Origin of the sequence: Pedobacter sp. V48 (genome assembly GCF_000523515.1) — a bacterium.
GTDB lineage: Bacteria > Bacteroidota > Bacteroidia > Sphingobacteriales > Sphingobacteriaceae > Pedobacter.
The window spans coordinates 101,562-114,774 of record NZ_AWRU01000033.1; the positions used below are offsets into that span (position 1 = coordinate 101,562).

At 38.2% G+C, this 13,213-nt stretch carries 13 protein-coding genes; 7 read left to right on the plus strand and 6 right to left on the minus strand.

All coding sequences use genetic code 11. The features are described from left to right. Positions 1–8: 8 nt before the first annotated feature. The 4 genes from N824_RS24790 to N824_RS24805 all read right to left on the minus strand — a co-directional run bounded on the left by N824_RS24790 (position 9) and on the right by N824_RS24805 (position 2,260). Entirely contained in the window at positions 9–344 is a 336-nt protein-coding gene (locus N824_RS24790; protein WP_048907919.1) for a DUF2752 domain-containing protein, read from the minus strand. 6 nt (positions 345–350) lie between these two features. Next, complete coding sequence (locus N824_RS24795) at positions 351–830, minus strand: DUF5684 domain-containing protein (protein WP_048907804.1); 480 nt, start codon at positions 828–830, stop codon at positions 351–353. Positions 831–911: 81 nt separating this feature from the next. Beyond that, positions 912–1,607, minus strand: coding sequence for a lipoyl(octanoyl) transferase LipB (lipB, locus tag N824_RS24800; protein ID WP_048907805.1), 696 nt, complete (start codon positions 1,605–1,607; stop codon positions 912–914). Between the two features lie 11 nt (positions 1,608–1,618). Then, positions 1,619–2,260: a 4'-phosphopantetheinyl transferase superfamily protein gene (locus N824_RS24805; protein ID WP_048907806.1), complete on the minus strand. Its 642-nt coding sequence runs from the start codon at positions 2,258–2,260 to the stop codon at positions 1,619–1,621. A 68-nt stretch (positions 2,261–2,328) separates the two neighbouring features. Here N824_RS24805 and dcd point away from each other — a divergent pair, with 68 nt between their 5' ends. From dcd to N824_RS24825, 3 genes are all read left to right on the plus strand, one after another. Then, the gene (gene dcd / locus N824_RS24810; RefSeq protein WP_048907807.1) at positions 2,329–2,865 is read left to right on the plus strand and encodes a dCTP deaminase; all 537 of its coding nucleotides are present in this window, start codon (positions 2,329–2,331) and stop codon (positions 2,863–2,865) included. Between the two features lie 2,739 nt (positions 2,866–5,604). Beyond that, on the plus strand, positions 5,605–6,366 hold the full coding sequence (locus N824_RS24820) for an enoyl-CoA hydratase/isomerase family protein (protein ID WP_048907808.1): 762 nt from the start codon (positions 5,605–5,607) through the stop codon (positions 6,364–6,366). A gap of 3 nt (positions 6,367–6,369) precedes the next feature. Next, a complete protein-coding gene (locus N824_RS24825) occupies positions 6,370–7,245 on the plus strand; it encodes an SDR family oxidoreductase (RefSeq protein WP_048907809.1) in 876 nt (291 codons plus the stop codon). A gap of 12 nt (positions 7,246–7,257) precedes the next feature. Here the strand turns inward: N824_RS24825 and N824_RS24830 are convergent, their stop codons facing one another. Then, a complete protein-coding gene (locus N824_RS24830; RefSeq protein ID WP_048907810.1) occupies positions 7,258–8,304 on the minus strand; it encodes a 3-oxoacyl-ACP synthase III family protein in 1,047 nt (348 codons plus the stop codon). A gap of 80 nt (positions 8,305–8,384) precedes the next feature. Here N824_RS24830 and N824_RS24835 point away from each other — a divergent pair, with 80 nt between their 5' ends. Beyond that, complete coding sequence (locus N824_RS24835) at positions 8,385–8,666, plus strand: ATP-dependent Clp protease adaptor ClpS (RefSeq protein ID WP_048907811.1); 282 nt, start codon at positions 8,385–8,387, stop codon at positions 8,664–8,666. Here N824_RS24835 and N824_RS24840 read toward each other — a convergent pair. After that, the gene (locus tag N824_RS24840) at positions 8,663–9,262 is read right to left on the minus strand and encodes a thioredoxin family protein (protein ID WP_048907812.1); all 600 of its coding nucleotides are present in this window, start codon (positions 9,260–9,262) and stop codon (positions 8,663–8,665) included. The genes N824_RS24835 and N824_RS24840 overlap by 4 nt on opposite strands. A 96-nt stretch (positions 9,263–9,358) precedes the next feature. Between N824_RS24840 and N824_RS24845 the strand changes: the two genes are divergently transcribed. From N824_RS24845 to N824_RS24855, 3 genes are read left to right on the plus strand one after another with little or no spacing between them, the layout of a single operon-like run. Continuing rightward, positions 9,359–11,848: a TonB-dependent receptor domain-containing protein gene (locus tag N824_RS24845; RefSeq protein ID WP_048907813.1), complete on the plus strand. Its 2,490-nt coding sequence runs from the start codon at positions 9,359–9,361 to the stop codon at positions 11,846–11,848. A gap of 20 nt (positions 11,849–11,868) precedes the next feature. Continuing rightward, complete coding sequence (locus N824_RS24850) at positions 11,869–12,423, plus strand: NUDIX hydrolase (protein ID WP_048907814.1); 555 nt, start codon at positions 11,869–11,871, stop codon at positions 12,421–12,423. A 40-nt stretch (positions 12,424–12,463) separates the two neighbouring features. Then, positions 12,464–13,210 carry a 1-acyl-sn-glycerol-3-phosphate acyltransferase gene (locus N824_RS24855; protein WP_048907815.1) on the plus strand — a complete coding sequence of 249 codons (747 nt, stop codon included), beginning with the start codon at positions 12,464–12,466 and terminating at the stop codon, positions 13,208–13,210. Positions 13,211–13,213 lie beyond the last annotated feature (3 nt).

Genomic DNA, 13,213 nt, shown 5'->3' on the forward strand with positions numbered 1-13,213 from the left:
AAATTTTATCAGTGTGGATGAGGTATCCACATTTTATAAACGTAATTGATTAACACAATTGACCCTGTAATTAGATATAGTGTCTTTATTAACTTATCGCTCCTTTTACCAAACCAGTAATTAGCCGATAATCCCACAATAAAAGTAATGAGAAGAGGAATCGCTGGTGGATACATATCAAAACTCCTTTTCCAATCCCCTTTCAGGAGAAATATTAGTGAACGCTGAAATCCACACCCCGGACAGTCTATTTTAAAGAGATACTTAAATGGACATGGGAGCAAAAAAATATCCGCCTTGTCTAAAAAAGAAGACCAGGCGGATAAGATATATATTTTAAACACTAACAATTAAATTCCAGGTGTGGTTGGAGGTTTGTTAAATGGATCATTGAATGGATTGTTGTTACCAAAAGGATTGTTAGGATTATTAAAGCCATTTTGTGCTTCCGCAGCAGATGGGCCTAAATATTTAGCATCACCAAAGCCTAATATTGGATAGAATACAATTGGCAAAATAATAAGTCCAACTGTAAAACCTTCTGTTTTTCCGAAGCTTTTACTTAACAGGTTCATTAGCCAAACACTAAATACAATGTTTACACATGGTATCAATAACCAAAGTATCCATATCGTAGGTTTACCAACAATCTCGATAAGGACAATTAAATTGTAAATTGGTATTATAGCCGCCCATCCCGGTTTTCCGGCTTTAACGAATGTTTTCCATAATCCTGCATAGACAATAACTAGCACGATTAAACAGAAGAAGACCGTTCCGGCGCCTAATCCGGCAGCCGCGGCTGAAGAGTATTCTGAATTGTAGTCCATAGGGTTTTGAGTTTTAATTTATATAAAGATAATCTTTATGTCAAAAAATCAAAATTTCAATCCTTTTTTTCTAAAAAAGAATCAGATGAGCTTCATATCAAACAGGCTGGCGATATGATTTTTCAGCCTGCCTTTAACCTCTTCTATATCTACCGGACGGCCTAACTCACGTTGTATAGACGTTACATCCTTGTCGTCTATACCACAAGGAACAATATTTTTAAAGTAATCAAGATCCGTATTTACATTAAACGCAAAGCCGTGCATGGTTACCCACCTGCTGCACCTTACACCCAATGCACATATTTTGCGTGCTTTCTCCTTATCAGCATCCAACCATACGCCTGTATAACCTGGATACCGGCCCGATATAATCCCATAATCATTCAAGGTTAAAATAACCGCTTCTTCAAGCGTTCTTAAATAAAGATGGATATCGGTAAAAAAATTATCCAGATCAAGAATTGGATAACCCACTATTTGCCCTGGTCCATGGTATGTTATATCACCACCACGATTAATTTTATAATAGGTAGCCTCTTTTTCTAATAAACCCTGTTCATTAAGCAATAAGTTTTCAGGATGACCGCTTTTCCCTAACGTATATACATGAGGATGCTCGCAAAAGACCAGAAAATTAGGGGTTTCCAAATTGGTATTATTTGTTCGGTTTTGTATTTTTAAAGCCACGCTTTGATTGAACAAAACTTCCTGTTTATCCCAGGCATCCTGATAATCAACAAGACCCCAGTCTATAAATTCAACTTTCTTATTCATTTTATGAAGAGTTAAGCTACCACATAGCCTAACATATAGCCATCGTTAGTTTTAAAGTAGTGTACAGTAAGCTCTAAAGTTCCTTCAGGGAGATCTACAATGGCATTAAGGCTGCCTTCATCTTTAAGCTTGAAAGGTTTGATATGAATGTCGCGTTTAAACTCTAACCCCTTTCTCCCATTCCATTTATAGATGGCTTCCTTTGCACACCAGCACACATATAATCCATTAGTGTTATCGCCAATCTGTTTTTGGGCAAGTTCCGAGTCAGACAGGAACTTATTTCTTATGCTCTTTATTTTGTGTTTAATAAGTTCAATATCAACCCCCACCTTGTTTGTCTTGCCAACAATCACCGACGCATAATCGTAAGAATGACTTAAAGAAATATGGTATCCAAGATTAGGAAGATATGGCTTGCCGTGCTCATCCATGCGACAGTCGATATACTCAGAAGTATTAAGCATTGTCCTTAATAGCACTCTTGTGCTTAACCAGTGAATCAACCGCTTTCCATTATTTAACGATGAAATCACATCTAGCTCATGCTGCTTCAGTTGTAAGCCCGAAAGCAGCTGCTCTTCAGTTTCTTCGATTTTCCATACAGCAAGTATGGTGTCCTCGTCAATATTTTTATTAAAAACTACAGGCATCTCTATTTTAGAAAAACTATGCAAAAGTATCTTAAATTAATCATAATTTCGTCCAAATACTAGATAAAATGATACTGTCCGACAAACGAATACTGGAAGAAATAGATAAGGGAACCATTATAATAGAGCCTTTTAACCCTGAATGCCTTGGCACAAACTCATATGACGTTCATTTGGGCAAGTATCTGGCTACTTATAAAGACCGAGTTCTTGATGCCAAAGCGCACAATAAAATAGATCATTTCGAAATTCCAAAAGAAGGATATGTGCTACATCCAGGCACACTATATCTAGGTGTTACTTTAGAATATACAGAAACCCATGCTCATATTCCTTTTCTTGAAGGAAAATCCAGTACTGGCAGATTAGGAATAGACATACACGCAACCGCGGGTAAAGGTGATGTTGGTTTTTGCAATACATGGACATTAGAAATTTCATGTGCACAACCGGTAAGAATATATGCCGGAATGCCAATTGGTCAATTAATTTACTTTATGGTTCAAGGTGATATACAAACGATGTATAACACTAAAACCAATGCTAAATACAACAACAAAACCACAAAACCTGTCGAAAGCATGATGTGGAAGAATAAGTTCTAAAGTTAATATTTCGTATATTGAGGCTTTATTTGTTAAGGTTCTTATTTATGAAACGTAAGCTAATTCTGCCTTTGTTACTATGCTTTGGGATACTTATAATTTTTGCTTACAAAGCAGACGATGATCCCTTTAGTGCATTGATAAAGAAACTTGAAGCATATATTGAAAAATATCCGCAGGAAAAAGTGCACCTGCATCTTGACAAGCCTTATTATGCCATAGGTGATGACATTTGGTTTAAAGCTTATGTTATAAATGCTCAAACAGGAAAACCGTCGACAATCAGCAATGCATTATATGTTGAATTGATCAGCGAAAAAGATTCAGTTAAAAAGCAGATTAAGCTACCCGTAATTTCGGGATTTACCTGGGGCGACTTTAAACTTCCAGACTCATTTACCGAGGGTAACTATCGCATAAGGGCATATACCCAATGGATGAAAAATGCGGGAACAGAATTCTTTTTCGATAAAACCATAAAAATTGGCAATTCATGGGCTAATAATGTTTTTACAAATACCAGCTATGCTTTTAGCAAGCAAAATGCTGCGGAAAAAGTAGAGGCAGGTATTAAGTTTACAGATAAAAAAGGCGTTCCATATGCGCAAAGTGATGTCTCATATGAGGTTCAGTTAAACTTCAGAACGCTGGCAAAAGGAAAAGCAGTAACCAATGACCAGGGGGAGGTAAACATCAGTTTCCTAAATACTCAACCCTCTTTATACAAATCCGGGAAAATTATAGCTACGTTAACTCTTCCAGATAAGAAAAAGATAATCAAAGAAATTCCGGTTAAGGCAACATCAAATGCAATAGATGTTCAGTTCTTCCCGGAAAGCGGAAACTTGGTGGAAAGCCTACCTAATAAAATTGGAATCAAAGCTGTAAATGCTTCTGGATTGGGCGAAGATGTAACAGGATCAATCATAGACAACGATGGTCAGGAAGTTACTCAATTTAGCACACAACACTTAGGAATTGGCAGTTTTATACTCAATCCACAGCCTGGGAAAACTTATGCTGCTAAAATAAAATATAAAGACGGATCCGAAAGCACTATAAATCTACCCAGAGTATTACCAAGTGGTTATGTCATTACGGTAAACAGCAATACGGAAAATGTTGTTGCTAAAGTTTTATTGAGTCCGGACCTAATAGGAAATGGTGAGCTAAAACTGGTTGCACAAAACAATGGAAATGTTTATTTCATATCCAAAGCGGCTTCTCAAAAACAAATTATAACCACCTCAATTCCTAAAAAGGATTTGCCTTCAGGCATAATTCAACTCACCTTGTTCTCTGCTCAGAACACTCCTGTTGCAGAGCGCCTTGTTTTTGTAAATAATGTTAAGGACAGGATAACAGCAAAGGTTTCCAGCGCTAAAGAGACCTATGCAAGAAAGGAAAAAGTTAACGTAAACCTTCAGGCCGATTTTGCAGAAAAGCCTGCACAGGCAAGTTTTTCTATAGCTGTAACGAATACTACATCGGTAATGCCTGATGAAGAAAATGAAAGCAATATTTTTACGACCCTGCTGCTTACCTCAGATCTTATTGGTTACATAGAAAAACCTAACTACTACTTTTTACACGATGATCAAAAAACGCAGCAGGATTTAGATAACCTAATGATAACCCAGGGATGGAGAAGAATATTATGGAAAAATATAATTAATAATGCAGGCCCTAATATCCGTTATGAACCAGAAAAGTCATTAAAAATTAGTGGAGTAGTTACAAGCTATGGTGGCAAACCTTTACCAAACTCCAAGGTATCACTTTTCTCTTCCTCCGGAGGATTGTTCGCCATTGATACATTATCTGATGCGCAAGGACGTTTCAATTTCGACAACCTGATCTTTAATGACAGTACTAAATTCATTGTGCAAGCCAGAACCTCAAAAAACAAAAAGAGTGTAGATATCGTCCTCGATGTTGTATCAGGGCAGGTGGTTACTAAAAACAAAAATACAGGCGACATAGAGGTGAATGTAAATGAGGCCTTATCAGGATATCTGAAACAAAGTGAAAACTATTTTGACGACTTAACTAAACGCGGAATACTGGAACGTACAATTTTATTAAAAGAGGTGAATATTGTAGAGAAAAAGAATCCGGCCAAGAATTCATCAAATTTAAACGGTGCCGGTAACGCCGATGCTATTATAACAGCTGATCAGCTTCAAACCTGCCAAGTATTGTCGCAATGTTTACAGGGTCGTGTTGCCGGCTTGATTATTAGAAATGGTACTCCATATTTAATGAGAAATAATGGTACTCCGATGTCAATAGTTTTGGATGGCATGCAAATGGAAGGCGATTTTCTGGATAATATWAACCCAAKSKMTKYYGANSWCGATTGAAGTATTAAAATCAGTAGGCAATACTGCAATTTATGGTAGTCGTGGAGGTGGCGGTGTATTAGTTATTACCACTAAACGTGGAGGTGGCTATTCCAGCGCATCTACATTCACACCAGGCATCATTCCGTTCTCTCCAAAAGGATATTATACACCAAGAGAATTCTATTCACCAAAATATGATGCTCCTGATAACAGACCCGACTACAGGACTACTATTTACTGGAATCCTAATATTGTAACAAATGAAAGTGGAAAAGCAGCATTCAACTTTTTCAACTCAGATGAACCCGGAACCTACAGAATCGTTATAGAAGGCATGGATATGCTTGGGAATTTAGCGCGTACAGTTTACACCTATGAAGTAAAATAAATATAAATGAATACAATTAGAGTCACCATAAAAGATCACTTAAGCATTATCACTCTTGATAGAGGTAAATCTAACGCACTTAACCGCGAAATGATCACGGAGTTAAATGATATACTTATAAACATAGCGGGGGATCCCAATATTGCAGGGGTAATTATTACCGGTAAAGAGCATTTTTTCTCTGCCGGGTTAGACCTTATAGAATTATACAATTATTCAGAACAACAAGCCGAATCATTCTGGCACCTGTTTTTGAATTTTACAGCAACAATAACTTCATTTAAAAAACCATTAATCGCTGCCATAAATGGACATAGCCCTGCCGGCGGATGCGTTATAGCCCTGGCTTGCGATTATAGAATAATGGCTGAAGGCAAATACATTATCGGATTAAATGAAGTTCCGGTAGGCATAATTGTACCTAACAGCATTTTTAAGCTGTACTCATTCTGGATTGGACAGGCTAATGCCACCAGAAGCCTTTTAGAAGGGAAACTATTTACCCCTGAAGAGGCATTGCAGGTTGGTCTGGTCGACGAGATTGTAAATCCAGCCAGTATCCTCACAGCTGCCGAGAGAAAGATCAGAAAATACATGGCTATGGAACGTAATACCTGGGAACAGAGTAAGCTCAACATTAGAAAAGATTTAATTACAGCAACCAGTGCCGATCAAAGTGAAGCATTGCAACTAATGTTAAAACAATGGTGGGCCCCTGCAACCCGTAGCATTTTAAAAACAATTATAGATAACCTGCAAAAGAAATAAGCCATGTTCAACCAGCCAATGTTAAGAGACGATGCCTTAAAAGGAAAAACAATTGTAGTTACCGGTGGTGGTACCGGGTTAGGGAAAGCCATGGGATCCTATTTTCTGAAATTAGGTGCGAACCTGGTTATCACAAGTCGTAAGCTTGATGTGCTTCAGCAAACAGCTCTAGAAATGGAGAAAGAAACTGGCGGAAAAGTCCTCGCGCTAGCTTGCGATGTCAGGGAATATGAACAGGTTGAGCATGTGTTGGCCGAGACATTAAAAACCTTTGGAAAAGTTGATGCACTGCTTAACAACGCCGCCGGTAATTTCATTTCACCAACTGAACGCTTGTCAGCTAATGCGTTTTCTTCGATAATAGATATTGTTTTAAAGGGTTCTGTAAACTGTACCCTTGCTTTTGGCAAACATTGGATAAAAGAAAAACAAACAGCAAGTGTTTTAAATATTGTTACCACCTATGCTTTTACAGGCTCTGCATACGTAGTACCTTCTGCATGCGCTAAAGGCGGTGTGTTGGCCATGACACGCTCTTTAGCGGTTGAATGGGGTAAGTATGGTATCCGAACAAATGCTATTGCCCCTGGTCCCTTTCCTACTAAAGGTGCATGGGAACGGTTATTGCCTGGAGATCTGGCAGAGAAGTTCGATTTCAAGAATAGGGTTCCTTTGAAACGCGTAGGTGAACATCAGGAGCTCGCTAATTTAGCGGCATTTCTAATCAGTGACTTCGCAGGTTACATTAACGGAGAAGTAATTACCATTGATGGCGGCGAGTGGTTACAAGGGGCTGGTCAGTTTAATGGTCTTGAAGCCATTCCGAATGAGATGTGGGATGCCTTTGAGCAAATGACAAGATCAGCAAAGGGAAGCTAGCGCTTATTAAGCTTACCACCTGATTAAAGCACTTGCCCAGGTAAAACCAGAGCCAAAAGCTGCAAGACAAACAAGATCTCCATCTTTAATCTTACCCTCTTCCCATGCCTCACAAAGTGCAATGGGAACTGAGGCTGCTGTAGTATTTCCGTATTTCTGAATATTATTAAATACCTTGTCATCACTTAATCCCAGTAATTGCTGGACATATTGGCTTATTCTTAGGTTGGCCTGATGAGGAACCAGCATATCAATATCTTTCTCTGTAAGATTGTTGGCATTTAACGCTTCTTTTATTACTTCCGGGAATTTTACCACTGCTTTTTTAAATACAGCAGGCCCATCCATATAAGGCAATGCGGCACCGCTTTCCAACTGTTCTGTGGTCATAAATAACCCCCCAAGTTCCTGATCAGGATATCCGGGCTTATCTTTGAGCCATTTATTTGCCGAAGCACCGGGATAATACATTGCTAAAATTTCTGCATCAGCACCATCGCTATGCAAATGTGTGCTTAATATACCTTGGTTCTCTTTCTGGGTAGGTTGTAAAACCACTGCCCCTGCCCCGTCGCCAAATATAACAGAAACATTTCTGCTCCTTGTTTCAAAATCCATCGCAAATGAATGTTTCTCGCTACCCACAACAAGTATGTTCTTATACATGCCTGTTTTTATAAACTGGTCTGCTACAGAGAGTGCATAAACAAATCCTGAACATTGATTTCGGATATCAAGTGCACCTATTTCTTTCATTTTCATTTCACGCTGCAACAGAACCCCGCAACCCGGAAAATAATAATCAGGACTAAGTGTCGCAAAAATGATGAAGTCAACATCTTGTGCAGTAATGCCAGCACGTTCGATAGCAATTTTAGCGGCCTCAACCCCCATCGTTGTAGTTGTTTCTTCAAGCCTATCCGCAAAACGACGTTCTTTTATTCCGGTACGCTCCTGTATCCATTCATCGTTTGTATCCATAAAACGAGATAAATCGTCATTAGAATAAACATTTTTGGGCACATAATAACCAATACCGGCAATCTTTGAACGCTGCATTATATTTGAGTTTAGTACAAATTTTAAGCAAAAATAACTTTAACTGCAACATTATTTTGAAATAAGCTTATTTTTGTAATATGTCAACAGAAACCAAAGAGGAAACATTTACATTAGAAGAGATCCTTACCTCATTAAAAACAGTTCACCGCTTAATATTATGGAACGATGATGTAAATACTTTTGATCATGTAATTCATTGCATGATGAAATATCTGGACTATTCTGAAACCCAGGCAGAAAAAATTGCATGGGAAGTCCATAACAAAGGTAAATGTGCTGTTTTGGAAGGTTCTTTTACTGAAATGGAGGTTTACCGTAAAATTCTTCAGCAAGAAGGGTTAACAGTATCTGTAGATTAGGTTAAATCCTTAAATATTTCCGTTAATTCTTGTTGTGTAGTTTGGGTTTTATCCTTTGCATACCAACCGTGAAGTTTTTCCGCGATTTCCATCATATCACTGCTGTCTCTTTTCCAACCAGCCAACAACTCCTGCAGAACATCAGGCCTTGGGCCCCATTTCTTAACGACATCTCCTTTTAGATTTAGAATTAATAATACTGGAATGGCTCTGCCGCCCTTGGTTAGATGTGCATCAATCAATGGCAAATTTTTATCTCGCAAAACAAACCTGAGCTCAAATTTATCAGTAAAACTGGTTGATATTTTGTCAAAAACAGGGACAATCTGCGCCGCATCCCCACACCATCCTTCGGAAATTACCAGAAACCGATATTTATTTTTTACGGTGTTAAGCACATTCAGGAAATCCTCATTTAATTTCACCGTTTTATCAACCCTGCTCATTCGTTGCACATTCATTTTAGTGTAATGCAACATGGCATCAGAATCATCAGGGCCTGTGGTTTTATGTTGTAATAAAAGCTCATCGATCAGACTTCTATACTGCAGATAGGTCATCCCGTCGTTAGAAAAAACATTTGCGTAGTTTATCATATTTGATGTAATAAAATAGTTACTCCTGTATTATTAAACTTTCCCTCCGTTTCTTTGTCCCTCCTTAAAGAAACCTAATAAAAAAGAAAGATCCGAATGAAGAATTCTACGTGCAAAGTACTGTTTTTAGCTATTGCCTTTTGTATTACAACTGTAAAACTTAATGCCCAAACCAATGGAGAGGGCCAAATTACGGCCAAAGTTGTAGATGCTCAAAGTAATGAAACTGTGCCGTTTGCCACAGCCACTATCCTTAACAGAAAAACGAAAGCAATTATTAAAGGCGCACAAACTGATGTAAATGGTAATTTACTTATCAATGGTCTACCAAAAGGAGTATTTACATTCAAAATAAGTTATGTTGGTTACCAAACAATGGTTAGAGATTCAATTTCTATTTCCGATGCTCAGAAAGTCATTAATCTCGGAACAATCAAGATGAAGCCAGCCAAAGGGACTGTGCTAAATGAGGTGGCTATCACTGCTCAAAAAAGTGCCATTCAACTTGGAATAGATAAAAAAGTTTTCTCGGTTGATCAAAGTTTGGTTAGTGAAGGCGGATCTGCTTCAGATTTACTTCAAAACGTACCCTCTGTTCAAAGCGATATTGATGGTAATGTAAGCCTCAGGGGTTCAACCGGAGTAAAGGTTCTTATAGATGGTAAGCCATCACTAATAGCCGGCGGAAACGTTGCTCAAATATTGCAGTCTATACCGGCCAGCTCCATCGAAAGCGTTGAGTTGATTACCAATCCATCTGCAAAATATGACGCAGAAGGACAATCAGGAATTATCAATATCGTATTAAAGAAGAATAAGAAATTAGGGTTCAATGGTTCTGCAGCATTCAGTGCAGGTAACCGAGATAATTATAATGCAAGCACAAACCTGAGTTTTCAAAACAAAAAAATAAACCTTTACGGAAATTACGGTTATCGCTATGGCAATCGCATTGGTGGTGGATATAGCAATATCACCTATCTGGACAGTCCTTTCCCTACAATTTTTGCCAATCAAAACACCGATTCAAAATCACTGGATAAAGGCCATAACATAAAAGCCGGTATCGACTATAGTATTACAGACAAGAGTGTTATCAGTTTTTCGGGAGGCTTCAATTCAAGAGATAACGATAGAAACGAATTCCTGAATATAGATAAGCTTGATGGTGTTAAAAACCCCCTGGAATTAAGCAATAGAAACAATACAAACAAAGGCTTTGGGAGCAGTTATGATCTTAATTTGGACTTTAGTCAGAAATTTAAAAAACCAAGAGAAGAACTAACTTTTAATCTAAGTTTTTCTGAAGGCACAAACGATAATGATCAGATCTATAGCACAAACATCTATAATATTGATGGAGATGCTGCCAGCTCACTGCCAAGCATTCAGCGAAATGATGGAACCGGTTTTAACAGAAGTTACAATGTTCAGACTGACTATACCTTGCCAATAGGTAAAGCAGGGAAAATTGAAACAGGCTACAGAAGTCAAATTCGTTTGGCTGAAAATACAGCATTTTCTGATCAGTTAAACAACCTAACAGGAGAATACGAAGTAAATTTCGCTCTAACCAATGAGTTTAACAGCAAGGATCAGGTTCATGCCCTTTACTTTAATTACCAAAATCAGGTTAAGAGCTTTGGGTATCAGGTGGGTGTAAGAGCAGAAGATGCAACGTTAGATACTCGTTTAGGGATGTATAAATTAAATCAGTTAGAATACATTCCTGGAAAAGTAGCCTATACAAGGTTATATCCGAGTGTATACTTAACTCAGAAATTTAAAGGTGAACAACAAGTGCAGCTTAGCTATAGCAGAAGAGTTAACAGGCCAAGAGGATGGGACACCAACCCATTTCTAGACGTGTCTGATCCACTTAACTATCGTCAGGGTAACCCGAATCTGAAACCAGAGGATGTACATGCTTTTGAGCTAAGCTATAGTAAGTTCTGGCCTAAAGTAACATTCACTTCCAGCGCATATATACGTCAAACCAATGATGTGATACAAAGAGTAAGAACAGAGCCTGACGAAAACGGAATCACAATTGTAACTCCGCAAAACTTAACAAAACAACTATCGAGCGGACTTGAACTAATCGGACGGGTTGATGTTGCTAAAGCCTGGAACTTTACAACTAACGTAAACTTGTATCAAAGCAAAATTAATGGAGTTCCTGCTTTCGGAATTGTAGAAAACTCTGGTTTCAGCTGGAACGCCAACCTAACCAGTAACTTCATTTTACCTTACAATGTATCTCTTCAGATTAGGGGAGATTACCGTGCACCTGAAGTAATGGCTCAAGGTAAGAGAAATGCAATGTACGGTGTAGATGCAGGTGCTAAATATGATTTCAAAGACAAAAAATCATCACTAAGCTTAAATATAAGGGATGTATTTAGTACACGGAGATGGAGTATGACCACCAATGGGGTCACCTCAACAATCGATTTTAGGAGATTTATGCAAGGAACCATGGCCAATTTAACTTACTCTTATCGCTTTGGCAACAACGATTTTAAATTCAAAAAAACTAAGAAACAAGATCAACAGGACTCCAGACCTGATGAAGAATCATTTTAGTTAATTTGTATATTGCGGGCATGGAAAATACAAACCCATGGAAGACCCTCGAGAGCAATAAAATATATGAGAATAACTGGATCGGTTTAACAGAGCATCAGGTTATCAATCCATCAGGTGGCAAAGGTATTTATGGCGAAGTCCATTTCAAAAATATCGCCATAGGAATTTTGCCACTTGATGAAGATTTAAACACATGGCTTGTTGGACAGTACAGATACCCTATAAAAGCCTACAGCTGGGAGATACCTGAGGGTGGTGGTGCCCTTTTGGCAAATCCTCTGGATGGCGCCAAACGTGAACTTATTGAAGAAACAGGTCTGATGGCTACAGAATGGATTGAAATTCAGCGAATGCACTTGTCAAACTCGGTAAGCGATGAGCTCGCAATTATTTATGTTGCCAAAGGTCTAAGTCCTGGAGTTTCCTCACCTGAGGAGACAGAGCAGCTTGTAGTTAAAAAGCTACCATTTAATGAAGCCTACCAAATGGTTATAAATGGCGAAATTACCGATAGCATGAGCGTAGCTGCTATCTTGAAAACTAAAATTCTATTACAGGAAGGTCATTTATAACCAAAATACAGTAATTTTGTTCAGCTTTACCGTATAAACTATGAATAAGTTTTTTGGCTATATTTTTAGCCCCATCTTTTATCTGTTTTTCTTTTTAACGCTGGTTATATTCCAACCTATTCAATGGGTATCTTATCGTTTGTTTGGATATAAAGCCCATAAAACTTCGGTAGATGCACTTAATTTCTTTCTCACCTATTGTGACATTTTCTTAGGCGCTTCAATAACATTTAAAAACGACCAGAATTTACCGCTCAACAGGCCTATCATCTTTGTTGCCAACCATCAAAGTATGTATGATATTCCAGGTTTAATATGGTTCCTCAGAAAGTATCATGTTAAATTCATTTCTAAAATTGAGTTAACAAAAGGCATTCCTTCGATTTCCTTTAATCTGAAATATGGAGGCGGTGCAAACATAGATCGCAAAGACAGTAAGCAAGCTATTTCTGAAATAATAAAACTGGGTAGAAGGATGAAGGAAAACACATGGTCTACTATGATCTTCCCCGAAGGTACGCGCGCAAAAGACGGTAAGCTAAAAAGTTTTCAGGTAGGTGGTATTGCAACCCTGTTAAAAGTGGTACCAAACGCATTGATAGTTCCTGTGGCAATAGAAAACTCATGGAAGCTCGTTCGATACGGCAGTTTTCCTTTAAGCTTCGGAGAACGCTTACGATGGACAGTTTTAAATCCAATAGAACCTGAAGGAAGAAATCCTGAAGTAGTTACTCTGGAAGCTGAGAATGCAATAAGAACCAAACTAAATCAAATAGCTGCATCATAAGCA